At 70.8% G+C, this 26554-nt stretch carries 21 protein-coding genes and 1 riboswitch; of the genes, 16 read left to right on the plus strand and 5 right to left on the minus strand.

The genetic code is table 11. The features are described from left to right. The first annotated feature begins 63 nt into the window (after positions 1-63). A complete protein-coding gene (locus ACWGDB_RS29800; RefSeq protein WP_453825262.1) occupies positions 64-1266 on the plus strand; it encodes an alpha/beta hydrolase family protein in 1203 nt (400 codons plus the stop codon). On the opposite strand, the gene ACWGDB_RS29805 is transcribed toward ACWGDB_RS29800, so the two are convergent. Continuing rightward, on the minus strand, positions 1228-2787 hold the full coding sequence (locus tag ACWGDB_RS29805) for an MFS transporter (RefSeq protein WP_453825263.1): 1560 nt from the start codon (positions 2785-2787) through the stop codon (positions 1228-1230). The two genes, ACWGDB_RS29800 and ACWGDB_RS29805, sit on opposite strands and share 39 nt — an antisense overlap. Before the next feature lie 384 nt (positions 2788-3171). On the opposite strand from ACWGDB_RS29805, the gene ACWGDB_RS29810 reads away from it, so the two are divergent. Both ACWGDB_RS29810 and ACWGDB_RS29815 read left to right on the plus strand, forming a co-directional pair. Then, positions 3172-3960, plus strand: coding sequence for an ABC transporter ATP-binding protein (locus tag ACWGDB_RS29810; RefSeq protein WP_453825264.1), 789 nt, complete (start codon positions 3172-3174; stop codon positions 3958-3960). Beyond that, the gene (locus ACWGDB_RS29815) at positions 3957-6527 is read left to right on the plus strand and encodes an ABC transporter permease (protein ID WP_453825265.1); all 2571 of its coding nucleotides are present in this window, start codon (positions 3957-3959) and stop codon (positions 6525-6527) included. Before ACWGDB_RS29810 ends, ACWGDB_RS29815 begins: the two co-directional genes overlap by 4 nt. Positions 6528-6626: 99 nt before the next feature. On the opposite strand, the gene ACWGDB_RS29820 is transcribed toward ACWGDB_RS29815, so the two are convergent. Then, positions 6627-8078 (minus strand): DUF2079 domain-containing protein, encoded by a 1452-nt coding sequence (locus ACWGDB_RS29820; protein ID WP_453825266.1) that lies wholly within the window; start codon positions 8076-8078, stop codon positions 6627-6629. Between the two features lie 366 nt (positions 8079-8444). On the opposite strand from ACWGDB_RS29820, the gene mfd reads away from it, so the two are divergent. Further along, positions 8445-11975 carry a transcription-repair coupling factor gene (gene mfd / locus ACWGDB_RS29825; protein WP_453825267.1) on the plus strand — a complete coding sequence of 1177 codons (3531 nt, stop codon included), beginning with the start codon at positions 8445-8447 and terminating at the stop codon, positions 11973-11975. A 76-nt stretch (positions 11976-12051) separates the two neighbouring features. On the opposite strand, the gene ACWGDB_RS29830 is transcribed toward mfd, so the two are convergent. Further along, positions 12052-12540 (minus strand): SgcJ/EcaC family oxidoreductase, encoded by a 489-nt coding sequence (locus ACWGDB_RS29830; RefSeq protein ID WP_453825268.1) that lies wholly within the window; start codon positions 12538-12540, stop codon positions 12052-12054. Positions 12541-12585: 45 nt separating this feature from the next. Next, on the minus strand, positions 12586-13227 hold the full coding sequence (locus ACWGDB_RS29835) for a TetR/AcrR family transcriptional regulator (protein WP_453825269.1): 642 nt from the start codon (positions 13225-13227) through the stop codon (positions 12586-12588). A 115-nt stretch (positions 13228-13342) separates the two neighbouring features. Here ACWGDB_RS29835 and ACWGDB_RS29840 point away from each other — a divergent pair, with 115 nt between their 5' ends. Continuing rightward, the gene (locus ACWGDB_RS29840) at positions 13343-14224 is read left to right on the plus strand and encodes an SCO6745 family protein (protein ID WP_453825270.1); all 882 of its coding nucleotides are present in this window, start codon (positions 13343-13345) and stop codon (positions 14222-14224) included. Positions 14225-14449: 225 nt separating this feature from the next. On the opposite strand, the gene ACWGDB_RS29845 is transcribed toward ACWGDB_RS29840, so the two are convergent. Beyond that, a complete protein-coding gene (locus ACWGDB_RS29845; protein WP_383613525.1) occupies positions 14450-14635 on the minus strand; it encodes an Rv0909 family putative TA system antitoxin in 186 nt (61 codons plus the stop codon). A 255-nt stretch (positions 14636-14890) separates the two neighbouring features. On the opposite strand from ACWGDB_RS29845, the gene ACWGDB_RS29850 reads away from it, so the two are divergent. The 11 genes from ACWGDB_RS29850 (at position 14891) to ACWGDB_RS29900 (ending at position 26516) form a co-directional block, all read left to right on the plus strand. Beyond that, the gene (locus ACWGDB_RS29850) at positions 14891-15613 is read left to right on the plus strand and encodes an HNH endonuclease family protein (RefSeq protein ID WP_453825271.1); all 723 of its coding nucleotides are present in this window, start codon (positions 14891-14893) and stop codon (positions 15611-15613) included. 64 nt (positions 15614-15677) lie between these two features. Next, positions 15678-16421, plus strand: a complete 744-nt coding sequence (locus ACWGDB_RS29855; protein WP_453825272.1) for an N-acetyltransferase — start codon at positions 15678-15680, stop codon at positions 16419-16421. A 188-nt stretch (positions 16422-16609) separates the two neighbouring features. After that, positions 16610-17278, plus strand: a complete 669-nt coding sequence (locus ACWGDB_RS29860; protein ID WP_453825273.1) for a hypothetical protein — start codon at positions 16610-16612, stop codon at positions 17276-17278. Between the two features lie 38 nt (positions 17279-17316). After that, positions 17317-18810 (plus strand): protein kinase domain-containing protein, encoded by a 1494-nt coding sequence (locus tag ACWGDB_RS29865; protein ID WP_453825337.1) that lies wholly within the window; start codon positions 17317-17319, stop codon positions 18808-18810. Positions 18811-18982: 172 nt separating this feature from the next. Further along, positions 18983-19627, plus strand: a complete 645-nt coding sequence (locus tag ACWGDB_RS29870) for a SurA N-terminal domain-containing protein (protein WP_453825274.1) — start codon at positions 18983-18985, stop codon at positions 19625-19627. 68 nt (positions 19628-19695) lie between these two features. Further along, entirely contained in the window at positions 19696-20676 is a 981-nt protein-coding gene (locus ACWGDB_RS29875) for a nucleoside triphosphate pyrophosphohydrolase (protein ID WP_383613514.1), read from the plus strand. A gap of 79 nt (positions 20677-20755) precedes the next feature. Beyond that, positions 20756-22045 (plus strand): cytochrome P450 family protein, encoded by a 1290-nt coding sequence (locus ACWGDB_RS29880; RefSeq protein ID WP_453825275.1) that lies wholly within the window; start codon positions 20756-20758, stop codon positions 22043-22045. Positions 22046-22212: 167 nt separating this feature from the next. Next, entirely contained in the window at positions 22213-23241 is a 1029-nt protein-coding gene (locus ACWGDB_RS29885) for a transglycosylase family protein (protein WP_453825276.1), read from the plus strand. 206 nt (positions 23242-23447) lie between these two features. Next, a riboswitch (cyclic di-AMP (ydaO/yuaA leader) is annotated at positions 23448-23646 on the plus strand. A 3-nt stretch (positions 23647-23649) separates the two neighbouring features. Further along, entirely contained in the window at positions 23650-24333 is a 684-nt protein-coding gene (locus ACWGDB_RS29890; RefSeq protein ID WP_453825277.1) for a transglycosylase family protein, read from the plus strand. 317 nt (positions 24334-24650) lie between these two features. Then, positions 24651-25931, plus strand: coding sequence for a phosphopyruvate hydratase (eno, locus tag ACWGDB_RS29895; RefSeq protein WP_453825278.1), 1281 nt, complete (start codon positions 24651-24653; stop codon positions 25929-25931). A gap of 108 nt (positions 25932-26039) precedes the next feature. Further along, entirely contained in the window at positions 26040-26516 is a 477-nt protein-coding gene (locus ACWGDB_RS29900; RefSeq protein WP_453825279.1) for an FtsB family cell division protein, read from the plus strand. Positions 26517-26554: the final 38 nt, after the last annotated feature.

The following is a 26554-nucleotide window of genomic DNA, read 5'->3' on the forward strand; positions in this document are numbered from 1 at the left end:
GCGTCCGGAGGAGGGGACTGCGGGGCGACGCCCGGTCAGGGGCCGCGGCCTAGCGTCCTTTGCATGAACCGATCACGCTTCTCAGCCGTCGCCGCGGCCGCCGTCCTCGCGCTCGCGCCCGCCCTGACCGCGCCCGCCGTCGCCACGGGCACGGGGCCCGGCTCCGCCGCGCCCGTGTCCGCCGGTTCTGCCCTCGCCGACCCCGCGGCCTCCACCACCCTCGCCGGGGCGGCCCGGCTGCCGGGCCCCACCGGTCTGCACGCCGTCGGCCGCAGCACCCTCCACCTCGTCGACCACGACCGACCGGACCCCTGGGTGCCGTCCGCCGGCGCCCGTCAGCTGATGGTGTCCATGTACTACCCCGCCCGCCCCGGCACGGGCGGAGCGACGGCTCCCTACATGACCACCGAAGAGGCCCGTCTGCTGCTGGAGTTGAGGGTCCCGGACACCACGGTTGCGCCGGAGGAGATCAGCGGCGTACGCACCTGGGCGCGCACGGAGGCCCGTCCGGCGCACGGCCGGTTCCCGCTCGTCGTGCTCTCGCCCGGGTTCACGTTGCCGCGCGCGACCCTGACCGCTCTCGCCGAGGACCTCGCCGGCCGCGGATACGTCGTCGCGCTGGTCGACCACCCGTACGAGAACGCCGGTACGACCCTCCCCGACGGGCGGACGCTGCCCTGCGCCATCTGCGACGAGTTCGACTCGATCGGAGGTTCGGCCGTTGCCCGGAGCCGTGCCGAGGACGTCTCCTTCGTGCTCGACCGGCTGACGGGGCGGCACCCTGCGTGGCGGTACGCGCGCGTGATCGACCCGAAGCGGACCGGCATGGCCGGGCACTCCATCGGCGGCAACGCGGCCGCCGCGACGATGGCCGCCGACGCGCGCGTACGGGCCGGCGTGAACATGGACGGCACCTTCTTCTCCCCGGTCCCCGCAGGCGGACTCGACGGCCGGCCCTTCCTGATGATCGGGGCCGAGAACAGGCCCCCGCGCGACACGACATGGGACGAGGCCTGGGCCGACCTCGACGGCTGGAAGCGCCGGCTCACCTTCGACGGAACCGACCACGGCTCGTTCACCGACGCGCCTCTGCTCGGGGAACTCCTCGGCATCCCGGACACCGCGCCGCTGCCCTACGGGCGTTCACTGGCCCTCACGCGTGCGTACGTCGCCGCGTTCTTCGACCTGCATCTGAAGGGCGTCCCGCAGCCCGTCCTCGACGGGCCGTCACCGGCCAACCCCGAGGTCCATGTCCGTCTTCCGTGAGCCGTCCTCGTCGAGTACCGGGAACCGTCTCGGCGCCAGCAGCAACAGCATCAGGAACGCCATCGCCGCCGCGGCGGACGCCCCCAGGTACACGGCGTGCACCGCGTCGGCGATGGCCCGCCTGGTCGCCTCCGGCGCCGCGCTGCCGGAATCCAGGGCCCGCGTCACCGAGTCCAGGTCGCTCGCCCCGCCGAGCCTCGACGCCAGCACCCCGTTGGCGACCGCGCCGAAGATCGCAGCGCCCAGCGTCTGCCCCGTCTGACGGCAGAACAGCACCGACGCCGTCGCCGTGCCCCGCTCCGACCAGCCCACCGTCGACTGCACGCCCACGATCAGCGGCAGTTGGAACAACCCCAGCGCCGCCCCCAGCAACAGCATCAGCAGCGTCGGCTGCCACGCCTGCCCGGGATACGGCAGGAACGGAAACGCCAGCAGGATCAGCGACGCCGTCCCGATGCCCAGCATCGCCGTGTTGCGAAAGCCGATCCTGCGATAGACGTGCTGGCTCAGCGCCGCCGACACCGGCCAGCTCAACGTCCACACGGACAGCACGAATCCGGCCGCCACCGGCGCCAGCCCGAGCACCGACTGGGCGTACGTCGGCAGGAACACCGCCGGCGCCACCATCAGCAGCCCCAGCGCGCCCAGCGCCAGATTCACCGCCGCGATCGTCCGGCGCCGCCACACCCACCCGGGGATGATCGGGTCGGCCGCCCGGCGCTCCACGATCACCACGACCGCGGCGAGCGCAAGTCCCGTGGCGAACAAGGCGATCGACGGCACCGACAGCCACGGCCACGCCACCCCGCCCTGCACCAGCGCCGTCAGCAGCACGCCCCCGCACGCGAACACCGCCAGCGCGCCCGCCCAGTCGACACGCGCGCGCGTGGCCGTCGGATCCGCACGCGTGTCCTTGGCATGCTGCGGCTCGTGCAGGTACCGCACGATCAGCCACAACGCCACCGCCCCGATGGGCAGGTTGATCAGGAAGATCCAGCGCCAGTCCGCGTAGGCCGCCAGGACCCCGCCCACCCCGGGACCGGCCACGGCCGAGACCGCCCACACCGTCGACAGCTTGGACTGGATCTTCGGGCGTTCCTTGAGCGGGTACAGGTCGGCGGCCAGTGTCTGCACCGTCCCCTGAAGGGCCCCGCCGCCCAGCCCCTGCACGATCCGGAACGCGATCAGCGCCCCCATGTTCCAGGCCACCGCGCACAGCAGCGACCCCAGCAGGAACAGCGCCGAGCCCGCGATCAGCACCGGCTTGCGGCCGAAGGTGTCGGAGAGCTTGCCGTAGACCGGGAGGGTCACCGTCACGGCCAGCAGATAGCCGGAGAACAGCCAGGAGAAGACGGAGAAGCCGCCGAGGTCGCCGACGATCTGCGGTACGGCGGTGGAGACGATGGTGGCGTCGAGTGCCGCCAGCGCCATCGCGAGCATCAGGGCCGCAACCACGGCTCCCCGCTTCGGGGTTCCGGTGCTCTGCGCGGTGTCGCGTATCGCGGGTCCCGTACTGCCCACCGGGGTCCTCCCCTGTTGCTTTCCCCTTGCACCTATCTGCCGCGGAACAGCTTCCCACTTGACCCTCACGCGGCGGGAGGGTGGAGCCTTCATGGGCCCGAGGGAGGAGACGACCCCGAGATGCTCTCCATCGAAGGGTGGAGTGCCCCTAGGGGTACCTCCGTACCAGGGGTCGGGGAGGGTTCGTACCGGCGGAGGACGAGACGCCCCGGTGTCCGTCCTTAACCTGGCTTTACGCCGCTGGGGGGCGGCTCACCGAACCGGCGGGGGTGGGGTTTTCCCCCGCACAAGAGGGGGCTGGGCACCAGCGCGCCGGCCCCTCTCCCGCCACGAGACTGACGGTCGTAGCAGTGACCGACCGTCGCAAGACATAGGAGATATACCGTGACATCGGCTGTGACCATTCCCAGGCACGGGGGTACTGGAGGGCGTACGGCCGTTGCCGCGCGGGCGCGGCAGGTCGTCAAGGCGTACGGGTCGGGGGAGACCCGGGTCGTCGCTCTCGACCACGTCGACGTGGACATCGCGCGGGGCCAGTTCACCGCGATCATGGGCCCCTCCGGGTCCGGCAAGTCCACCCTGATGCACTGCCTCGCCGGGCTCGACACCGTCACCGGCGGCCAGATCTACCTCGACGAGACCGAGATCACCGGGCTCAAGGACAAGAAGCTCACGCAGCTGCGCCGGGACCGGATCGGCTTCATCTTCCAGGCGTTCAACCTGCTGCCGACGCTCAACGCCATCGAGAACATCACGCTGCCCATGGACATCGCCGGCCGCAAGCCCGACCGGGCCTGGCTGGGACGTGTCGTCGACACCGTGGGGCTCTCCGACCGGCTCAAGCACCGGCCCACCCAGCTCTCCGGCGGTCAGCAGCAGCGTGTCGCCGTCGCCCGTGCGCTCGCCGCGCGGCCGGAGATCATCTTCGGTGACGAGCCGACCGGAAACCTCGACTCGCGTGCGGGCGCCGAAGTCCTCGGCTTCCTGCGGCGGTCCGTCGACGAGCTCGGGCAGACCATCGTGATGGTCACGCACGACCCCGTCGCCGCCTCGTACGCGGACCGGGTGCTGTACCTCGCCGACGGGCGCATCGTCGACGAAATGTACAAGCCGACCGCCGAGGCCGTCCTGGACCGCATGAAGGACTTCGACGCCCGGGGACGTACGTCATGACCGTCCTGAAGACCTCGATGCGCAACTTCTTCGCGCACAAGGGACGCATGGCCCTCTCGGCCGTGGCGGTGCTCCTGTCGGTCGCCTTCGTCTGCGGCACGCTCGTGTTCACCGACACGATGAACACGACCTTCGACAAGCTCTTCGCCGTCACCTCCTCCGACGTCACCGTCAGTCCCAAGGACGCCGAGGACGAGGACAGCGGCGGCGGCACGGGCAAGCCCGTCTCGCTGCCCGCCTCGGCCGTCGAGCAGGTCGCGGCCGTCGACGGCGTCAGGAAGGCGGAGGGTGCGGTCGCCTCGACGAGCGTGACCGTCGTCAACTCCGAGAACGACAACATGGGTTCCTCCACCGGCGCGCCCACCTTCGCCGGCAACTGGACCGAGAACGACAAGAGGTCCATGGAGATCACCTCCGGGCACGCCCCGCGCGGGCCCACCGAGGTGATGGTCGACGCGGACACCGCCGACAAGCACGACCTCAAGCTGGGCGACGAGTTGCGCACCATAGCCGCAACGGGCGACGTCCGCGCGCGGATCGTCGGCGTCGCCTCCTGGAAGGTCACCAACCCGGGCGCGGCCGTCGTCTACTTCGACACCGAGACCGCCCAGCGCACCCTGCTCGGCGCCACCGGCCGCTTCACGCAGGTCTCCGTCACCGCGGCGGACGGCGTGAGCGACGCGCAGCTCAAGCAGAACGTCGCACAGTCCCTGGACGGCACGTACAAGATTCAGACGGCCAAGGAGAACTCCGACGAGAACCGCAAGGACGTCGGCGCGTTCATGGACGTCATCAAGTACGCCATGCTCGGCTTCGCCGGGATCGCGTTCCTGGTCGGCATCTTCCTGATCATCAACACCTTCTCGATGCTGGTCGCCCAGCGCACCCGTGAGATCGGCCTGATGCGGGCGATCGGCTCCTCGCGCCGGCAGGTCAACCGGTCGGTGCTGGTGGAGGCGCTGCTGCTCGGCTTCATCGGCTCCCTCCTCGGCGTGGGCGCCGGTGTCGGCATCGCGATCGGCCTGATGAAGCTCATGTCGATGGCCGGCATGAACCTCTCCACCGACGACCTCACGGTCAAGGCCACGACCCCGGTGGTCGGTCTGATCCTCGGCGTCGTGGTGACGGTGTTGGCCGCCTACCTGCCGGCCCGCCGCGCCGGCAAGGTTTCCCCGATGGCCGCCCTGCGTGACGCCGGTACGCCGGCCGACGGCAAGGCGGGCTGGATCCGCGGGCTGATCGGTCTGGTCCTGACGGGCGCGGGTGCCTTCGCCCTCTTCGCGGCCGCCACCGCCGACAAGGCGAGCGACGGCGCGCTGATGCTGGGCGGCGGCGTGGTGCTGTCCCTGATCGGCTTCGTGGTCATCGGCCCGCTCCTCGCGGGCGCCGTGGTCCGCGTGATCAGCGCGGTGCTGCTGCGTGCCTTCGGCCCCGTCGGCCGCTTGGCCGAGCGCAACGCCCTGCGCAACCCGCGCCGTACCGGTGCCACGGGCGCCGCCCTGATGATCGGCCTCGCGCTGGTCGCCTGTCTGTCGGTGGTCGGCTCCTCGATGGTCGCCTCGGCGACGAGCGAGCTGGACAAGTCGGTGGGCGCGGACTTCATCGTCATGGCCCAGCAGCAGCGGATCGTGCCGCAGGCCGAGAAGGCGATGCAGCAGACGCCGGGTCTCGCCCACGTGACCCGCTACAAGGACATCGACGCCACCCTGACCTCGCCGGACGGCAAGACCGACGACAGCGGGCTCACGGCCGCCGACCCGACCTACGCCGAGGACCTGCGCCGCACCACCACGGCGGGCACCCTCTCCGCCGCGTACGGCAAGGACGCCATGTCGGTCGGCTCCGACTACGCGAAGAAGCACGGCGTGCGGGTCGGTGACACCATCACCGTCGCCTTCAAGGGCGGCGAGACGGCGAAGCTGAAGGTCGCGGCCATCACGGACGACGACACCTCCATCGACCAGGGCGCTCGCTACATGAGCATCGAGACCCTGTCGAAGTACCTTCCCGCCGACCGGACCCCGCAGAACGTGATCATGTTCGGCAAGGCGAAGGAGGGCCAGGAGGAGGCGGCGTACGCGGCACTGAAGAAGTCGCTCGACGGCTATCCGCAGTACCAGGTCCGCGACCAGACCGACTACAAGGAGGAGCTGAAGGACCAGGTCGGCCAGCTCCTGAACATGGTCTACGGCCTGCTCGCCCTGGCGATCATCGTCGCGGTCCTGGGCGTGGTGAACACCCTGGCCCTGTCGGTGGTGGAACGCACCCGCGAGATCGGCCTGATGCGTGCCATCGGCCTCTCCCGCCGCCAGCTGCGCCGCATGATCCGCATGGAGTCCGTGGTGATCGCCCTGTTCGGCGCCCTGCTGGGTCTCGGGCTCGGCATGGGCTGGGGCGCGACGGCCCAGAAGCTGCTGGCTCTGGAGGGTCTGAACGTCCTGGAGATCCCGTGGCCGACGATCATCGGGGTCTTCATCGGCTCGGCCTTCGTGGGTCTGTTCGCGGCCCTGGTGCCGGCGTTCCGGGCGGGCCGGATGAACGTACTCAACGCGATCGCGACCGAATAGCCACCGCACACGGGGGTTGCGGGGGACGGGCCCGGTCCGAGGGCGACACCTTCGGACCGGGCCCGGACGTGTGCGGGGCGCCCCCTGCCGCTGAGTCCGCTATCCCGTCCGGCGTTCCAGGAGTACGACCCCGTAGGCGGTGCCCTTGATCGTGTACCGCGCATCGGGGTGCAGGGTGCGGGCGTAGGCCTCGACATCGCGGTAGCGCTTGCGGGAGTTGTCGAGGGCGATGAAGTCCGGCTCGACGCCGCGCGTGTTGGTGACCCAGAAGACGCGGCAGCGCGAGGTGAGCCGGCTGATCGGGGCGATGTTCGCCTCGACGGACGCGCCGTCCGGAACCGTGCCCAGCAGTCGCTCGATGGCACTCACGCGCGCGGGCTTGCGATAGATCTCCCCCTCGGCCAGCGCGGACAGCGGCAGCGAGGTCGTCAGTGCGACCGAGGCCGCGGCGACGGCGGCCGGCAGGTGCCGGCCGTACGACCGCAGCCACGCGCGCGGGCTGTGCCGGGCGGTGCCGAGGGCGTCGACGAGCGCGAGGGTGACGACGGGCATGAGGACGGCGCTGTAGTGCCAGTCGGTGCCCCAGTACTGCGAGTAGGAGGAGACGAAACGCCAGCCGACGGTGGGCAGGGCTATGAGCAGGATCGGGGACCGCAGCGCGAGCAGCCCGGTGGTGGGGATGAGCAGCCAGCACAGCGTGCGGAGCTTGGTGTCGAGGCCGTCGAGGGGTCCGCCGCCGCCGGACTCGCTCACCTTGTTCCAGTAGTCGTAGGTGCCGGCGGAGTTGAAGCTCGGTATGACCAGGAGCAGGGTGAGAGCGACGGCCACCACGCCGAACACGGCGACGCCGAGCGCGTACCGGAACGCGCGCGGCGAGAGGTGGCGGGCCCGCCAGGCGACGACCAGGGCGAGGGCGGTGACGGTGAACCCCAGGTCCTCCTTCACGAGGACGAGCGGAACGGCCCACAGCAGAGCGGCGCGCCAACGCTGCCCGAGAAGCGCCTCGAGGCTGAAGGCGATGAGCGGGACGGCGAAGCAGATCTCGTGGAAGTCGAAGTCGACGGCCTGCTGAAGCCCCCACGACAGCCCGTACGCGATACCGATCGCGAGCCCCCGCCGCCGCCCGAGCAGCCGGGCCGCGGCGCGCGTGACGGGCACGGCGGACAGCGCGAACAGCGCCGCCTGCGCGACGAGCAGCGTCACCGACGAGGGGAAGACCCGGTACACCGGCGCCAGCAGCACGGTCACCGGGCTGAAGTGATCCCCCAGGATGTTGAACCCCGGCCCCTTCAGATCGGCGATCGGTGCCTGAAGATGCGCGTACGACCGGATGACCTGCTCGAATATCCCCAGATCCCACGACCGCTGCCCGAGATGCCGGTAACGACCGACCGAGACGACCGCATACCCGACGAACAGCACGGCGGCGAGCACCCAGGGATCACGCCGCCAGGGACCGGGCTGCACGTGCTCCGGCTCGGGCGCGGCGGGTGCCGGTATGTGGGGGTCCGAGGACGTGTCCCGGGTCGGGGAGGTGGCGGGGGTGGGCATGGGGGGACCTTACGCGGTACGCGCGTTCGAGTTTTCGCCTGCCTGTGCGACTCGGTCACTTCCAGGTGTCGATCCGGGCACTCCGGCTGGTCGGACGTGTGAGGCGCCGGTCCGGGCAAATCCAGCCCGTCCGGCGTTCGAGGACGAGGCCCGTTCAGGGCCGATGCGGGGTCCGGGGCGGCAGCCCCGGCGGGGTCGAAGGGGCGGAGCCCCTTCGCGACGTCACGTCAACGCCGGTGACCCGAGAACGGACGTTATCCACAGCCCCGGCACCCGCCCGCGCAGCGACGTACGCTGGAAGCCCCCCGGCCCGCAACACGTGTCGGGCCCTTCGTGTTGCCCACCCAGGACGGAAAGCCCCCCTCCATGAGCCTGCACGGTCTGCTCGACGCCGTAGTCAAGGACACCGCCCTCGCGGAAGCGATCACGGCGGCCGCAGACGGCAACCGCATGCACGTCGACCTCGTCGGCCCCCCGGCGGCCCGTCCGTTCGCGATCGCCGCCCTCGCCCGTGAGACGGACCGCCCGGTCCTCGCGGTGACGGCGACGGGCCGGGAGGCCGAGGACCTCGCGGCAGCCCTGCGCTCCCTCCTCCCCCCGGAGGGCGTCGTGGAGTACCCGTCCTGGGAGACCCTCCCGCACGAGCGCCTCAGCCCTCGCAGCGACACCGTCGGCCGTCGCCTCGCGGTCCTGCGCCGCCTCGCCCACCCCAGCACCGACGACCCCGAGACGGGCCCGGTCTCCGTGGTCGTGGCGCCCGTACGCTCCGTGCTCCAGCCGCAGGTCAAGGGCCTCGGCGATCTGGAACCGGTGGCTCTGAGAACCGGCCGGACCGCCGACCTGAACGCCGTCGTGGACGCCCTCGCGGCCGCCGCGTACGCGCGCGTGGAGCTCGTCGAGAAGCGCGGTGAGTTTGCCGTACGAGGCGGCATCCTGGATGTCTTCCCGCCCACCGAGGAACACCCCCTGCGCATCGAGTTCTGGGGCGACGACATCGAGGAGATCCGCTACTTCAAGGTCGCCGACCAGCGCTCCCTCGAAGTGGCCGAGCACGGCCTGTGGGCCCCGCCCTGCCGCGAGCTCCTCCTCACCGACGACGTACGCGCACGCGCGCGTGCCCTCGCCGAACAGCACCCGGAGCTCGGCGAACTGCTCGGCAAGATCGCCGAGGGCATCGCGGTCGAGGGCATGGAGTCCCTCGCCCCCGTCCTCGTCGACGACATGGAGCTGCTGCTCGACGTGCTGCCCAAGGGCGCCATGGCCGCCGTATGCGACCCGGAGCGGGTGCGCACGCGGGCCGCCGATCTCGTGGCGACCTCGCAGGAGTTCCTGCAGGCCTCCTGGGCCGCCACGGCCGGCGGCGGCGAGGCGCCCATCGACGTCGGCGCGGCCTCCCTGTGGTCCATCGCGGACGTCCGGGACCGGGCGCGCGAGCTGGAGATGATGTGGTGGTCGGTGTCGCCGTTCGCCGCCGACGAGACGCTCGACGCGGACACCCTCAAGCTGGGCATGCACGCGCCCGAGTCGTACCGCGGCGACACCGCGAAGGCCCTCGCCGACACCAAGGGCTGGCTCGCCGACGGCTGGCGCACGGTCTTCGTGACCGAGGCGCACGGCCCCGCGGCCCGCACGGTCGAGGTGCTCGGCAGCGAGGGCGTGGCGGCCCGCCTGGAGTCCGACCTCGGGGAGATCTCCCCGTCGGTCGTCCATGTCGCCTGCGGCTCGATCGACTACGGCTTCGTGGATCCGGCGCTGCGGCTTGCCGTCCTGACCGAGACCGACCTGTCCGGGCAGAAGGCGGCAGGCAAGGACGGCGCCCGCATGCCCGCCCGCCGCCGCAAGACGATCGACCCGCTCACCCTGGAGGCGGGCGACTACATCGTCCACGAGCAACACGGCGTCGGCCGCTACATCGAAATGGTGCAGCGGACCGTGCAGGGCGCCACGCGCGAGTACCTTGTCGTGGAGTACGCCCCCGCCAAGCGCGGCCAGCCCGGCGACCGGCTCTACATCCCCACCGACCAGCTTGAGCAGATCACCAAGTACGTCGGTGGCGAGGCCCCCACCCTGCACCGCCTGGGCGGCGCCGACTGGACGAAGACCAAGGCGCGGGCCAAGAAGGCCGTCAAGGAGATCGCGGCCGACCTGATCAAGCTGTACAGCGCGCGGATGGCGGCCCCCGGGCACGCCTTCGGCTCGGACACCCCCTGGCAGCGCGAGCTGGAGGACGCCTTCCCGTACGCCGAGACTCCCGACCAGCTGACGACCATCGCCGAGGTCAAGGAGGACATGGAGAAGTCGGTCCCGATGGACCGCCTGATCTGCGGCGACGTCGGCTACGGCAAGACGGAGATCGCGGTCCGCGCCGCCTTCAAGGCGGTCCAGGACGGCAAGCAGGTGGCCGTACTGGTGCCCACGACCCTGCTGGTGCAGCAGCACTTCGGGACGTTCTCCGAGCGCTACTCCCAGTTCCCGGTGAACACCCGGGCTCTGTCCCGCTTCCAGACCGACACCGAGGCGAAGGCGGTCCTGGAGGGCCTGCGCGAGGGCGCTGTGGACATCGTGATCGGCACGCACCGGCTGTTCTCGTCGGAGACCAAGTTCAAGGACCTGGGCCTGGTCATCGTCGACGAGGAGCAGCGCTTCGGCGTCGAGCACAAGGAGCAGCTGAAGAAGCTGCGCGCGAACGTCGACGTCCTGACGATGTCCGCGACCCCGATCCCGAGAACCCTGGAGATGGCGGTCACCGGCATCCGGGAGATGTCGACCATCACGACCCCGCCCGAGGAACGGCACCCGGTTCTGACCTTCGTCGGCCCGTACGAGGAGAAGCAGATCGGCGCCGCGATCCGCCGTGAACTGCTGCGCGAGGGCCAGGTCTTCTACATCCACAACCGGGTCGAGTCGATCGACCGGGCGGCCGCGCGCCTGCGCGAGATCGTCCCGGAGGCGCGCATCGCGACGGCGCACGGCCAGATGTCGGAGCAGTCGCTGGAGCAGGTCGTCGTCGACTTCTGGGAGAAGAAGTTCGACGTGCTCGTCTCGACGACGATCGTCGAGTCCGGCATCGACATCTCCAACGCCAACACCCTGATCGTGGAGCGCGGCGACAACTTCGGCCTCTCCCAGCTGCACCAGCTGCGCGGCCGCGTCGGCCGTGGGCGCGAGCGCGGGTACGCGTACTTCCTGTACCCGCCGGAGAAGCCGCTGACCGAGACCGCCCACGAGCGCCTCGCCACCATCGCCCAGCACACGGAGATGGGCGCGGGCATGTACGTGGCGATGAAGGACCTGGAGATCCGAGGCGCGGGCAACCTCCTCGGCGGCGAGCAGTCCGGGCACATCGCCGGAGTCGGCTTCGACCTGTACGTCCGCATGGTCGGCGAGGCCGTCGCGGACTACCGGGCGTCCCTGGAAGGCGGCGTCGAGGAGGAGCCCCCGCTCGAGGTCAAGATCGAGCTCCCCGTCGACGCCCACGTCCCCCACGACTACGCACCCGGCGAACGCCTCCGCCTGCAGGCCTACCGCGCCATCGCCTCCGCCAACACGGAGGAGGACGTCAAGTCCGTACGCGAGGAACTCGTCGACCGCTACGGCAAGTTGCCCGAGCCCGTCGAGAACCTCCTCCTCGTGGCGGGCCTGCGCATGCTGGCCCGCGCGTGCGGCGTCGGCGAGATCGTCCTGCAGGGCACCAACATCCGCTTCGCCCCCGTGGAGCTGCGCGAGTCCCAGGAACTCAGGGTCAAGCGCCTGTACCCCGGCACCGTCATCAAGCCGGCGGTGCACCAGTTGCTGGTCCCGCGTCCGAAGACCGCGAAGGTGGGCGGGAAGCCGCTGGTCGGGCGGGAGTTGCTGGGGTGGGTCGGGGAGTTCCTGGCGTCGATTCTGGGGTCGTGAGCGGGGCGGTGCCGGGATCGTGAGCGGGCGATCCCGGGGCCGTGAACGGGCGGTCGGCGGCGGGCGCGGGCGGGTCCTAGGCGGCCCGCACCTCGGTGTTCTGGCAGGCGTGCAGCACCCACCGTCCGTCGTCCTGCCTGGTCATGACGTACAGCGGGGCACCTTCCGTGTCGCCGCTCGGTGAGTGGTACACCTGCCGGACCTTGACGGCCGCCACGTCGGGCCGCAGGAACTGCGCGTGCGCCACCTCGTAGGTGACCTCGCCGTCCCAGGTGGCGGCGGGCAGCACGGCACGGGTGAACTCGGCGATGGCGTCGAAGCCGATGAGGACCTTGCCGTGGGCGGTCGTCCACAGGGCGTCGGGGTGGAAGAGCGCGAGGAAGCCCTCGGCGTCCTTGGCACGCTGGGTGCGCTCGACGGTGGCGACGACCTGTGCGATGGCCTTGAGGTCCGCCTCTTCGACGGCCTTGATCTCGACGGTCCGGACGGACTCGGTCCCGGTGGTCCGGGCGGCCTCGCTGCCCGCGGGCTGCACGGAGTTGTCGTCTGCGGTTTCGGTGGTCATGCGGACACCCTGTGACCTCAAGTTGACTTGAGGTCAAGCCATGTCTCAGGGCCCGGTCCGGAACAGCATCGCCGCCAGTGTCCGGAACACCTCCTCGGGGTCCTTGTCGCCGACCGGGCCGTCCAGGTTGTGACCGAGGAGCAGCGTGGCGAAGCCGTGCGCCAGGGACCAGGCGGCGACGCCGGCCAGGCGGGCGTCGATGCCGAGGCTCTCGGGCCGTACGGCGGAGACGGCGCCGCGCAGCGCGTCGCCGGCCAGGGTGCGCGCCGTCGTCAGTTCCAGATCGTCGGTGCGCAGGAGCTCGGGTGTGAACATCACCTGGAAGTGCGCAGGGTGCTCGCGTGCGAAGCGGACGTAGCGCACTCCTGCGTCCTTCAGTTCCACGGCCTCGTTGAGCGTGTCCGCGAGCAGGCCGAATCCCTCTGCGGCGATCGCCGTGAGCAGCCCGGTGCGGTCCTTGAAGTGGTGGGCCGGTGCGGCGTGCGAGACACCGGCGCGCCGGGCGAGGTCGCGCAGGCTCAGTGCGGAGGGGCCGTCGGCGGCGATGGCATCCAGCGCGGCGGTGAGGATGGCGCGGCGCAGGTCGCCGTGGTGGTAGGGGCGGCGGGGGCTGCGAGCGCCGCGGGGCGGCGGCTGCTGGGAAGGGGGCGGCTGCCGGGAAGGGGGTGGCTGCGGTGCGGGGGGCATGGGCAGCAGCGTACGCACAATCTAGGCATTGACAAGTTTCGGCGCGTCGGGCAATCTTGTCAGTGTCAAGTTGCAAAGGGTTGGGGATCCGGAACTTCGAACTGGGGATTGCGTCATGGTCAAGCACGAGGGGCAGCTGGGACTGGACCGCGTACGTCAGCTCTGGCACCTGCTGGAGCCTCTTCACGCGGTGCTGTACTACGCGCCGGCAGTCTTCGAGGAGGCCGCGGCGCTGGGTTACGACACCGAGGAACGCTGGCCGAGCTACTTCCCTTACCGTGCCGCGCCGTTGGGGGCGATCGGTGCCGAACGGGTCGCGTCCGCGTTCTACAGCTTCAGCCCTCGCATGGTCGTCGAACACATCGACCCCGCGTGGAAGATCGCGAGCGCCGAGGCTCTGCTTCAGGCGCGGGTCCGGGGGATCGACCGGGCCTACCGCGCGATACTCGGCGACCGGACGGACAGCCCCGAGCTGGCGGAAGCCGCAGCCCTCGCCCGCCGCGCTGCCGAGGCGGCGGACATCGCGGGCCGCCCGCTCGCCGCGGCCAATGCCGTCCTGGAGTGGCCGCGGGCCCCGCACCTCCAGCTCTGGCACGCGGCCACAATCCTGCGCGAGCACCGAGGCGACGGCCACATAGCGGCCCTGATGGTGGCCGGCCTCGACCCGGTCGAGTCCCTGGTGTCCTTCGCCGCGATAGGTGCCGCGTCGGTTGAGCGCTTCGAGAGCCGCGGCTGGACCCCGGCGCAATGGACGTCAGCCCAAGAACGCCTTATCGCCCGGGGCCTGATCGACATCGACGGTACGGCCACGGAGGCGGGCCGAGAACTCCGCCGCACCGTCGAGGAGCACACCGACCAACTCGCCGCCGGGCCTTGGCAGTCACTTGCTCGGGACGAGATCGACCGCCTCGTGGAGCTGCTGGGGGAGTTCTGGGTGGCTGTGCTGTCCTCCGGCCTGCTGCCGTCGGAGACCACGTTGGGGATCGGGAAGGTCTGAGGAGTTGCGGAGAGGCCCGTTGGGGAGCGGGAGCCGGGGGGCGGGGGCCTGGAGGCAACCCGGCAAGCGTGAAGCCGCCCGCGGGAGTCGGGTCCCGTGGACGGCTTCCGGGTCTGAGGTGGTGCGCTGAAAGCCAGTGGCGCGGGCGCCGGCGGGTGCGTTGAGGTGTGCCGCGGCGTCGGCGCCCTGCCTTACGGTCGCGTGGTCCTCCGTGGGCCTTGGGCCCTACGGCTGCTCGGGCGGCCGGTCGCGATCCATGCCCATTCCGCGCTCCATCCGTTGCTGCGCGTCGTCGACCTGGCTCTCGTACTTGTTGCCCGTCTTCTCGTTCGCCTTCCGTTCCGCGGTGTCGGACATGTCCCTGGCCTTGTCCTGCGCGTGACGGTTCTTGAACTTGTCGAAGATGCCCATGCAGAGCTCCTTCCCGAGGTGACTCACCACCGACGATACGCCCGAGTTGTGAAGTATGCCTGCCTGGCCCTGAGGTGGTCTGGACCTCTCGAATGCCGCCGTGCGCCGGGTCGCTACCGTGTGCACGACGGTGTACCGGGGAAAGCCGCCTGTGCGGGGCGGCAAGGGCGGCAGGGGAGGGGACGCATCGTGATGCGTCGAAAGGGTCGAAGGGGCCGAAGGGGCGGGGCGGCCGGCGCCGTCGCGGTGCTCGGCATGGTGCTGGTACTGGCGGGGTGCGAGAACGTCGACCTGCGCGTGGACGAGGAGCCCTCCGGCTCCGCCCCCGCCGCGGGCACCGGCCGGGCAGTGAGCCCACTGGACAACCCGGACGGCACGAAAGCCGGCCTCGCGCCCCTCACTTCCGGCGCCGACCGGGCCGAGGCGCGGGCCCTGATCGAGAAGGTGGCGACCAAGGGCCGCGGCCCGAGGACGGGCTACGACCGCGACGAGTTCGGCTACGCCTGGATGGACTCGGCCCCGGGCGGCATCCCGTTCTCCCGCAACGGTTGCGACACCCGCAACGACCTGCTCAAGCGCGACGGTGAGGAGGTCCGGTTCCGTTCCGGCTCCGACTGTGTCGTGGCGTCCATGACCCTGCACGACCCGTACACGGGCCGGACGATCGAGTGGGCCAAGTCCCGCGCCACGACCGTACAGATCGACCATGTCATGCCGCTCTCGTACGACTGGCAGATGGGCGCCGCCCGTTGGCCCAAGGGCAAGCGCCAGGACATCGCCAACGACCCCCTCAACCTCATGCCGGTCGACGGCCCGACCAACAGTTCCAAGGGCGACTCCGGCCCCGCGTCCTGGCTGCCCCCGAACAAGCGGATCCGCTGCTCGTACGCGGTGCGTTTCGCCCAGGTCTCGCTGAAGTACGAACTTCCGGTGACGGCCGCCGACAAGGAGATGATGCTCAGCCAGTGCGCCGGCTGACATCCTGGTCCACGCCCCGAAAACGGCTTCCCGGTGCCTCCGGCCCAGGCCTACGGTGACCGGCATGGAGCTGAAGACATCGAGCCTCGCCGAACGCCCCGAGATGCTCGACCGGGTCATGGAAATGCCGGACTCCTGGCACCGGTTCACGACCCAGGACCCGGTGGGCAACGCCCACTACGGCCGGATCCCGCGCGAACTCCCCGAGTACGCGCTGTTCGCCGAGGACGAGCGCGGCGAGGTCGTCGCCCACGCCTTCAGCGTGCCGTTCGCCCTCGCCGCCGAGGACCGAGGCCGGCTGCCCGCCCGAGGCTGGGACGAGGTGCTCATGTGGGCCTTCGCCGACCTGCGCGCCGGCGTCCGCCCCGACACGGTCAGCGCCATCTCCGTCGTCGTCGCCCCGCACGCCCAGGGCAGTGGCCTGTCCGCCCGGATGCTCTCCGCGATGCGCGACAACGCCCGGGCCCACGGCTTCGGCGAGGTCGTCGCCCCGGTCCGCCCCAGCGCCAAGCACCTCGAACCGCACACCCCCATCGAGGAGTACGCCCACCGTGTGCGCCCCGACGGCCTGCCGCACGACCCGTGGCTGCGCGTCCATGCCCGCGCCGGCGCCACCATCGACTCCATCGCCCCGGCCTCCATGACCGTCGCCGGCTCCCTGGAGCAGTGGCGCCACTGGACCGGACTGCCCTTCGACACGGCGGGCGACATCGAGGTGCCGGGCGCGCTGGTGCCGGTGCGCTGCGAGCCGGAGCGGGACTGCGCGGTGTATGTCGAGCCCAATGTGTGGATGCGGCACCCGCTGTGACCCGGAAGCGAGGCCTCCGCGACCTCCGCCGTTGTACGAAGTGATCAGCTCGGCAACGGTTCGGTACAACCGGTGACCGTATGTCGGTGTCGGCCTATACGCTCGAAGCGACAATCGCACGACCGAGGTTGCCCCGCACCGGGCAGGACCGGCCGTCCGTACGCCCACTTCAGGCATCAGGAGCAGCCATGCAAGGCCACGGCTACACGCAGCCGGTGAAGCAGCCGCCGCCCACCGGGTGGCTGGTCTTCCTGCGCCTGCTGTTCGTCGTGATCTCGGTGCTGAGCTTCGGCCTGCTGACGTGGACGATGATGCTGCGGCTGGCCATCGTGACCCGCAAGCCCCTCGACTGGGGCCTGTTCGCGGCGTCGATCGTGGTGGAGTTCCTCGGCCTGTACATGATCGGCTCCGAGCCCGGCGACGAGATCCACACCGCGGGCGGCTGGTTGGGCCTCGCCCTCCTCCTGGGCGGCCTCGTGGCCGCGATCGCGTACTACCTCTCCGCGGACATACGCCACTTCCACCAGCTCCGCTTTCCGGGCTACAGCGCCCAGCGGCCCTCCGTCCCGTCCCAGTCCTACGGCTATCCGCAGGCCGGGTCGCCGTACACCGCCACGACGGTGCCGCAGTCGACGCCGATACCCCGGACGCCGATACCCCAGGCACCGGGCCCCCAGACCCCGACGTCCCAGACCCCGGCGTCCCAGACGCCGATGCCCCGGACCCCCGTCCCGCCGCCCCCGCAGCGCCCCGCGCCCGCGCGCATCGACCAGGTGCGTGCCGAGCTCGACGAGCTCAGTGACTACCTGCGCAAGCACGACGGCCGCCAGGACGGCACCCACGAGGGCGACAGGTGACCGTGACGACAGGACGTGTCGTCGCCGACCGCTATGAACTGTCCACGCTCATCGGACAGGGCGGCATGGGACAGGTCTGGACGGCGTACGACCAGCGGCTCGACCGGCGCGTGGCCGTGAAGCTGCTGCGACCCGACAAGGTGGCCGGGCAGGAGGCGGGCGAACTGCGCCGCCGGTTCGAGCGAGAGTGCCGGGTCACCGCGCAGGTCGACCATCCCGGGCTCGTCACCGTGCACGACGCGGGCAGCGCGGGCGAGGAACTGTTCCTCGTCATGCAGTACGTCGACGGCGTCGACCTCGCCGGCCATCTCGCCGAGCACGACCCCTACCCCTGGCAGTGGGCCGTGGCGGTCGCCGCGCAACTGTGCGCCGTTCTGAGCGCCGTGCACGCCGTGCCGATCGTCCACCGCGACCTCAAGCCGCGCAACGTGATGGTGAAGCAGGACGGCACCGTCACCGTCCTCGACCTCGGCGTCGCCTCCGTCATGGACGCCGACACCACCCGCCTCACCCACACCGGCACCCCCATCGGCTCGCCCGCCTACATGGCCCCCGAGCAGGCGATGGGCGGCGCGGTCGGCCCGTACACCGACCTGTATGCGCTCGGCGTGGTCCTGCACGAACTCCTCAGCGGCGACGTGCCGTTCTCCGGCTCGACCGCGCTCGGCGTGCTGCATCGGCACCTGTACGAACCGCCGCTGCCCGTGCGCCGTATCCGCCCCGAGGTCCCCGAGGCACTCGAGGCCGTGGTCCTGCGCCTGCTCACGAAGGACCCGCAGCAGCGCCCCGCCTCCGCCCAGGAGGTGTACGAGGATCTGGCGCCCCTCCTGCCCGCGCGCGGCACGCCCACCGGCTCACCCCTCGACCCCACGCGCCCCTTCCTGCGCCCGCACGCACCCTGGCCGGACCGCGCCCGCACTCCCGCGCCGCAGCCCGCCCCGGCCACACCCGGCCCGCCCGCCACCGACAAGCCGGACGTCGCGCGCGCCGTCGACGAGGTCAAGCGCCTCCTCGGCGAGGGCCGTATCACCCAGGCCGTCGACATCCTCGGCTCGATCCTGCCCGCCGCCGCCGAACAGCACGGCGAGCACTCCCCGGTCGTGCGCAGCCTGCGCAAGCAGTACGCGGCCACGCTCATGGACGACGGCCAGTACCGGCGCGCGCTGCCGGAGCTGCGCCGCCTCGCCGACGAGCGCGCTGCCGAGGCCGGCCAGGCCGACCCGCAGTCCCTGCGCTTTCGCTACGACGCCGCCCAGTGCCTGGAACAGCTCGGCGAACCCGCGGCCGCGCTCGCCGAGTACCGCCAACTGCTGCCGTACTACGAGAACCAGTACGTCTCCGGCGACCCCCAGCTCGCCCACGACGTCCGCCGCCGCATCGGCCACCTCCTGCTCGCCCTGGGCGACCGGCCCGCCGCCCACGACACCCTGGCCCGCCTGCTGCACGACGTGGAACGCCTGCACGGCCCCGGCCACCCGCTCGCGACGGAGGTACGGCGGACCTTGCAGTGGCTGGGGCAGGTGCGCGGCTAGGTCCTGCCCGCTGCCCGGCTCCCGGCGCCGGTGGGCCGGGCGGGGGTGCTTCGGTGCCCGAAGTCCTGGCGAATCGTTGGTCGAATGGGTTGGCCAGAGCTTGCCCACTGCCTACCATCGATCACCGCAAGACTTTGTGCACCGCCGCACAAGCTCCCCCCAGGAGGTCTCATTGCACCGCCGCCGTCGTACCGCGCTCCTTCTCTCCGCCGCGATCGCCGCGGCGCCCCTGCTGACCGCCTGCGGAAGCGACGCGCATCCCGGTGCGGCGGCCGTCGTGGGCGGCCAGCGGATCACCGTCGCGCAGCTGGAGGACCGGGTCGGCGAGGTACGCGCCGCACAGCGCGAGGCCGTCCCCGACGACGCCCAGTACGCGCAGGTCATCGCCAAGTCCGGCACCCTCCCGCGGGACGTCCTGCACACCATGGTTCTCGACCAGGTGCTGCACCGGGCCGCCCAGGACGCGGGCGTGACCGTCACCCGCAAGGAGCTCCAGGAAATGCGCGGCGGCCTGGAGAAGCAGGTCGGTGGCGCCAAGGCGCTGGAGACGGCCTGGCTCCAGCAGTACGGCATCCCGCCGCAGCGCCTCGACGAGAACCTCCGCCTCCAGCTCGAGGCCCAGAAACTCGCCACCTCCCTCGGCACCGACACCGGCAAGCCCGCCTTCTGGAACGCCCTGGCCGAGGCGTCCAAGAAGCTCGACATCGACCTCAACCCGCGTTACGGCACCTGGGACGTCCAAAAGAGCGGGCGGGCGGACGCGAAGACGCCGTGGGTGCGCGAGGTGACGGCGACGGGGACGCAGCAGACGGCGTAGCGGCGGGGCAGCCGCGCTGCCTGTGGACAACTCGGGGCGCTGTCGGTGACGTGGGTTACGTTCGGATCGTGAACGCAACCAGTCCCGAAGCCGCCCCCGGCCGCATCGTCCTGCTCACCACCAGCCACCGTGTCGCGCCCGGCCTGCTGTCCTGGCCCGCCTGGCAGGCGCTGCACGCGGCCGACCGTGTGCTGTGCGCGGACGGCGCGCACCCCCAGCTGCCGTATCTGCGCGAGGCAGGCATAGCGGTCGACGAGAACGCTCCGACCGCCGAGCAGCTGATCGACGCGTGCGGAGGCGGCCGCACGGTCGTGGTCGTGGCGACGGGCGAGGGCGAGCCGGCCCTGACGGACGGCCTGGCACGCCTCGCGGGCTCCGGACGCGTCAGCATGCCGGACCTGGAACTGCTCCCCGCCTCCTACGACCTGCCCGGCGCCCGACTCCTCGACCTGGTCCAGGTCATGGACCGCATCCGCCTAGAGTGCCCGTGGTCCTCCCAGCAGACCCACAAGGGCCTCGCGAAGTACGGCATCGAGGAGGCCTACGAACTCGTCGAGGCGATCGAGGACGGCGACCGCGACGAACTCCGCGAGGAACTGGGCGACGTCCTGCTGCAGGTCGTCTTCCATGCCCGGATAGCCGAGGAGGACCCGGAGTCCCCCTTCTCCATCGACGACGTGGCCGGCGGCATCGTCACCAAGCTCATCCACCGCCACCCGCACGTCTTCGGCGACGAGACGGCGACGACCCCCGAGGAGGTCAAGGAGCACTGGCTGCGCACGAAGGCGGCGGAGAAGCAGCGCGAGTCGGTGACGGACGGAATCCCGCTGGGACAGCCGGGCCTGGCACTGGCCGCGAAGCTGGCCTCCCGGGTGCGTACGGCAGGCCTGGAGGTGCCCCTGCCGACGGGGGACGGCCTCGGCTACGAGCTCCTCGCGATGGCGGTCCGCGCGGAGGCCGCCGGGGTGGACCCGGAGGCGGCCCTGAGAGTCGCGGCTCGGACCTACCGGGACGCGGTGCGGGCCGCCGAGGGGGTGTCCCCTCAGTAGGGAGAGAGGGGCCGGTGACAGGGCGACGGGGGCCGGAACAGGGAGCGGGGGCCGGACTGGCAACGGATACCGTCAGGGAGTGACCAACCAGCCCACCCCCACCGGCACCACACCCGGCCCCACCGACCCTCCCGACCTCTTCACCTGGGAGTTCGCGACCGACCCGTACCCCGCCTACGCCTGGCTCCGCGAGCACGCCCCGGTCCACCGGACCCGGCTGCCCAGCGGCGTGGAGGCCTGGCTGGTCACCCGGTACGCCGATGCCAAGCAGACCCTCGCCGACAACCGGCTCTCCAAGAACCCGGCCCACCACGACGAGCCCGCGCACGCCAAGGGCAAGACCGGCATCCCCGGGGAACGCAAGGCCGAGCTCATGACGCATCTGCTCAACATCGACCCGCCGGACCACACCAGGCTGCGCAGGCTCGTCTCCAAGGCCTTCACGCCCCGCAGGGTCGCCGAGTTCGAGTCTCGGGTGCAGGAGCTCACGGACCGTCTGATCGACCAGTTCGCGGCGAAGGGGAGCGCCGACCTCATCCACGAGTTCGCCTTCCCGCTCCCCATCTACGCCATCTGCGACTTGCTCGGCGTCCCCCGCGAGGACCAGGACGACTTCCGGGACTGGGCGGGCATGATGATCCGCCACCAGGGCGGCCCTCGCGGCGGTGTCGCACGGTCGGTGAAGAAGATGCGCGGCTATCTGGCCGACCTCATCCACCGCAAGCGGGAAGCCCTGCCCGAGGAACCCACGCCCGGTGAGGACCTCATCTCCGGTCTCATCCGGGCCTCCGACCACGGAGAGCACCTCACCGAGAACGAGGCCGCTGCGATGGCCTTCATCCTCCTTTTTGCCGGTTTTGAGACGACCGTGAATCTGATCGGCAACGGCGTCTACGCGCTGCTCACCCACCCCGAGCAACGCGCCCGCCTGCAGACGTCCCTCGCCGCCGAGGAGACCGGCCTCCTCGAAACCGGTGTGGAGGAACTCCTGCGCTACGACGGCCCCGTCGAGCTCGCCACCTGGCGTTTCGCCACCGAGCCGCTCACCATCGGCGGGCAGGACATCGCGGCCGGCGACCCCGTTCTCGTCGTCCTGGCCGCCGCCGACCGTGACCCGGAGCGGTTCGCCGACCCCGACGTCCTCGACCTCGGTCGCCGCGACAACCAGCACCTCGGCTACGGCCACGGCATCCACTACTGCCTCGGCGCCCCGCTGGCCCGACTGGAGGGCCAGACGGCTCTCGCCACGCTCCTCACCCGTCTCCCGGATCTCCGACTCGCCGTGGATCCGGGGGAGTTGAGGTGGCGCGGAGGTCTCATCATGCGCGGGCTGCGTACACTTCCGGTGGATTTCACACCAGTTGAGTGAGTGCGTCCACCCAGTCAAACGTGACACGCGCTCAATTTTGTGATCTTCACGTGATCTACGCGGCATTAACTTGTGACAAGTGATCGTCTGCCTATACGTTCACGGATCAACGACGGCGTCGAGGTTTCATGCGCCGCGGTCACTGCTGCCTCGTGAAAGGTCCCCGCATGCTCTCCGGGAACGGTCGTCACCGTCGCCCCCGTCAGGCCCCGGCTCTCCTCGTCGCGGCCGGAGTGACCGGGTCCGCCATCGCCATCCCGCTGCTCGGCGCCACGAGCGCCGGCGCAGCCGACGGCAGCGTGTGGGACAAGGTGGCCGAGTGCGAGAGCGGCGGCTCCTGGAGCACGGACGAGGGCAACGGGCGCTACGGCGGCCTGCAGCTGACCCAGGACGACTGGGAGCAGTACGGCGGCCTCGACTACGCCCCGCGCCCCGACCTGGCGAGCCGCTCCCAGCAGATCGCCGTGGCGCAGGCCCTCCTCGCCGACCAGGGAACCAAGCCCTGGGGTACCTGTGCGGTGCTCAACGGGCTCACCCCGAAGAACGGTTTGGTCGACCTCGACACCGGAGTGGAGGACGACTCGCCCTCCGAGGTGTCCGGATCCTCCGGCTTGCTCGATTCGTCCGACTCGTCGAGTTCGTCCAATTCGTCTGACCCTTCGGGTTCCTCGAACTCGTCGGACGCGACCGACGGCCCGTCGAGCTCGTCGAGTGAATCCCCCAGCGCTTCGTCCGAATCGCCCCGGGATTCATCCTCTTCTCCCTCTTCCTCCCCTTCCTCGTCGTCCAAGGCGGACAGCTCGGCGAAGCCTGACGCGTCACCTGACGGCAAGGCCTCGCAGTCGCCCGACAGCTCTCCCGTGGAGACCTCGGACGGGGACAATCAGGACAACTGGGTGCAAGATGTGGGCGCCTGGAGCCTCGTCGACACCAGTGCGTTCACCGGCGAGGACGCCGGCGCGGGTCGTCACCGTGGGTCCAGTGCCGACGAGAGTGAGGCCGCCGACCCGGCCGCCGGGACCTCCGGCCGCCATGCCTCGTACAAGGTCCGCGCCGGCGACACTCTGGCCTCCATCGCCGACTCCCTTGACCTCGACGGCGGGTGGCGGGCGCTGTACGACGCGAACGAGGGCGCCATCGGCGGCGATGCGAACGACATCGCCCCCGGTCAGACCCTGGACGTCCCCGTCGAATAAGGGCCGAACGGGGCGAAAAGCAGCGGGAGTTCGCGTCACCTTTCGCACCTGAATGTCCGTTTTGAATGCAGTGAGAGATAGATCTCAGAAGCCCTGATCGTCTTTGTAATTCCGGGAATCGGGTGTCTACGGTCGTGATCGCTCGTCACCGCGAGCCCCGGCTGCCGCAACGCCGAATCCTGCCAGCGGCCGCACGGGAACAGTCGTCGCGTCAAGCGCCGTAGGCAGGAGCGGGGGACCCAAGGTAAGTGCCGGGTCCGGCAGTTGAGGCCCTTCGGGGCCGCACGCCGGAGCCGGCTCGGGGTGAAGCCGCGCAACGCGAGCCGAAAGGCAGACGAGCGCGGCCGGGCAACTCAACCGGCCCGAACCCGACAGCTCACCTCGCAGGCGTCGGTGAGGGGATCCACCATGCTGTTTTCCAGCAAGGGCAAGCACCGTCGTCCGTCCAAGGCCGCTCGCGCCATAGCCGTCGTCGGCGTCACCGGCGCCGCCGCCGTCGCCGCCCCGCTGATGGCGGCCGGCAGCGCCTCCGCCGCCACCGCCTCCGAGTGGGACGCCGTCGCCCAGTGCGAGGCCGGCGGCAACTGGTCCATCAACACCGGCAACGGCTACTACGGCGGTCTGCAGTTCTCCGCCTCCACCTGGGCCGCGTACGGCGGCACGGCGTACGCCGCCACCGCCGACAAGGCCACCAAGGCCCAGCAGATCGAGATCGCCGAGAAGGTCCTCGCGGGCCAGGGCAAGGGCGCCTGGCCGCACTGCGGCACCGGCCTGTCGAGCGCCGCGTACAGCGGCTCCGGCTCCTCGCAGAGCACCGAGTCCGCCCCCCGCGCCACCGAGGAGCAGCCGGCCTCCCGCTCCGCCGAGCGTCCGGCGGCCGAGAAGAAGTCGACCAAGACCGTCACCACCCCGACCGGCAAGAAGGTCAAGAAGGGCGACGGCGAGTACAAGGTCGCCACGGGTGACACCCTCAGCTCGATCGCCGCGGAGAAGAAGGTCAAGGGCGGCTGGGAGAAGCTCTTCCAGCTGAACAAGGACATCGTCGAGGACGCCGACCTGATCTACCCGGGTCAGCAGCTGCACCTGAAGTAATACGCGGCCACCAGCTGAACCACAGGGCCCTCACATCCGTGGAACTCATATTGAAGACCTCGTGAGGGTCACCCCCGTCCCCCACGGGCTCCCCGCTCCGGTGCGTGTTCCCCCGTACGCACCGGGGCGGGGCTTTTTCTTTCCCTGTTGGTCACCCACCCTTTGTTCCGGTAGGGAACAATGGGTACGGTTCGGTCCTGTCCACGGGACGGTCGGTCGGCTGCCGATGTCCCCGGGGCGGTTAGGCTCTAGTCGCAAGGCTCACAGCCCCGCACCACCAGCGACACAGTGCTTCACATCCCAAGAAGGAGATACTCGTGCCGTCCATCGACGTCGTCGTAGCCCGGGAAATCCTGGACTCCCGAGGCAATCCCACGGTCGAGGTCGAGGTCGGCCTCGACGACGGCAGCACGGGTCGTGCCGCCGTTCCGTCCGGCGCTTCGACGGGCGCCTTCGAGGCCATCGAGCTCCGCGACGGTGACTCGAACCGCTACCTCGGCAAGGGCGTGGAGAAGGCCGTCCTCGCCGTCATCGAGCAGATCGGCCCGGAGCTCGTCGGCTACGACGCCACCGAGCAGCGCCTGATCGACCAGGCGATGTTCGACCTGGACGCCACCGACAACAAGGGCTCCCTCGGCGCCAACGCCATCCTCGGCGTCTCGCTCGCCGTCGCCCACGCCGCCTCCGAGGCCAGCGACCTCCCGCTGTTCCGCTACCTGGGCGGCCCCAACGCGCACCTGCTGCCGGTGCCGATGATGAACATCCTGAACGGCGGCTCGCACGCCGACTCCAACGTGGACATCCAGGAGTTCATGATCGCCCCGATCGGCGCGGAGTCCTTCTCCGAGGCCCTGCGCTGGGGCGCCGAGGTCTACCACACGCTGAAGAAGGTCCTGAAGAGCAAGGGTCTGGCCACCGGCCTCGGCGACGAGGGCGGCTTCGCCCCGAACCTCGGTTCCAACCGCGAGGCCCTCGACCTCATCCTGGAGGCGATCAAGGAGGCCGGCTACACCCCCGGCGAGCAGATCGCCCTCGCGCTCGACGTCGCCGCGTCCGAGTTCTACAAGGACGGCGTCTACACCTTCGAGGGCAAGGACCGCTCGGCCGCCGAGATGACCGAGTACTACGCGGAGCTCGTCGACGCGTACCCGCTCGTCTCCATCGAGGACCCGCTGTTCGAGGACGACTGGGACGGCTGGAAGACCATCACCGACAGGCTCGGTGACAGGGTCCAGCTCGTCGGCGACGACCTGTTCGTCACCAACCCCGAGCGCCTCGCCCGCGGCATCGACGAGGGCGCGGCCAACGCCCTGCTGGTGAAGGTGAACCAGATCGGCTCCCTCACCGAGACGCTGGACGCCGTCGAGCTGGCCCAGCGCAGCGGCTTCAAGTGCATGATGTCCCACCGCTCCGGCGAGACCGAGGACGTCACCATCGCCGACCTGGCCGTCGCCACCAACTGCGGCCAGATCAAGACCGGCGCCCCGGCCCGCTCCGAGCGCGTCGCCAAGTACAACCAGCTGCTGCGCATCGAGGAGATCCTCGACGACGCGGCGGTGTACGCCGGCCGCAGCGCGTTCCCGCGCTTCAAGGGCTGACCTGGCCGAGCCCAACCTTGGGTGAGCCTTAGCCAGTCGTACGTACGTCCCCGTACTCGGTCCCGTACCGTGTGCGGGGACGTACGCATGTGAAACGGGAGGCGGGACATGGCCGTCAAGGATCGGGACCGGTTCTCCACCGCGACCAGGATCCGGTTGCTCGGCGAGCAGACGGCGGCCCGCGTCTACCGCTCCCAGACCAAGCGGCAGGCCCGGCGCTCCAGGCTCACCGGACGTGCCGCGCTGCTCGCGCTGGTCGTCTGCTCCATGGTCGTGGCGCTCGCCTACCCGATAAGGCAGTACGTCTCCCAGCGCGCCGAGATCGCCGACATGCAGCGGGAGAAGGAAGAGGCCGCCCAGCGGGTCGAGGAACTGCGCGACGTCAAGGCACGCTGGCAGGACGACGCCTACGCCGAGCAGCAGATCCGGCTGCGGCTGCACTATGTGATGCCGGGGGAGACCGGCTACGTCGTGATCGACCCGGACGCGGCCAAGCAGTCGCGCGCCGACCTGGGCGCGGCCGACCGCCCCTGGTACGCGAACATCTGGGACGGGGTCGACAAGGCCGACGCGTCCCGCCAGTGAACCGATCGTCCGGACCGGTCGACAGACCGCCGACGAGA

Source organism: Streptomyces sp. NPDC055013, assembly GCF_053608645.1.

Coding starts and splice junctions, on each gene's coding strand:
- ACWGDB_RS29800 (WP_453825262.1), top strand. CDS start 64: ATGAACCGATCACGCTTCTCAGCCGTCGCCGCGGCCGCCGTCCTCGCG.
- ACWGDB_RS29815 (WP_453825265.1), top strand. CDS start 3,957: ATGACCGTCCTGAAGACCTCGATGCGCAACTTCTTCGCGCACAAGGGA.
- ACWGDB_RS29820 (WP_453825266.1), bottom strand. CDS start 8,078: ATGCCCACCCCCGCCACCTCCCCGACCCGGGACACGTCCTCGGACCCC.
- mfd (WP_453825267.1), top strand. CDS start 8,445: ATGAGCCTGCACGGTCTGCTCGACGCCGTAGTCAAGGACACCGCCCTC.
- ACWGDB_RS29830 (WP_453825268.1), bottom strand. CDS start 12,540: ATGACCACCGAAACCGCAGACGACAACTCCGTGCAGCCCGCGGGCAGC.
- ACWGDB_RS29835 (WP_453825269.1), bottom strand. CDS start 13,227: ATGCCCCCCGCACCGCAGCCACCCCCTTCCCGGCAGCCGCCCCCTTCC.
- ACWGDB_RS29840 (WP_453825270.1), top strand. CDS start 13,343: ATGGTCAAGCACGAGGGGCAGCTGGGACTGGACCGCGTACGTCAGCTC.
- ACWGDB_RS29845 (WP_383613525.1), bottom strand. CDS start 14,635: ATGGGCATCTTCGACAAGTTCAAGAACCGTCACGCGCAGGACAAGGCC.
- ACWGDB_RS29850 (WP_453825271.1), top strand. CDS start 14,891: ATGGTGCTGGTACTGGCGGGGTGCGAGAACGTCGACCTGCGCGTGGAC.
- ACWGDB_RS29855 (WP_453825272.1), top strand. CDS start 15,678: ATGGAGCTGAAGACATCGAGCCTCGCCGAACGCCCCGAGATGCTCGAC.
- ACWGDB_RS29860 (WP_453825273.1), top strand. CDS start 16,610: ATGCAAGGCCACGGCTACACGCAGCCGGTGAAGCAGCCGCCGCCCACC.
- ACWGDB_RS29885 (WP_453825276.1), top strand. CDS start 22,213: ATGCTCTCCGGGAACGGTCGTCACCGTCGCCCCCGTCAGGCCCCGGCT.
- ACWGDB_RS29890 (WP_453825277.1), top strand. CDS start 23,650: ATGCTGTTTTCCAGCAAGGGCAAGCACCGTCGTCCGTCCAAGGCCGCT.
- ACWGDB_RS29900 (WP_453825279.1), top strand. CDS start 26,040: ATGGCCGTCAAGGATCGGGACCGGTTCTCCACCGCGACCAGGATCCGG.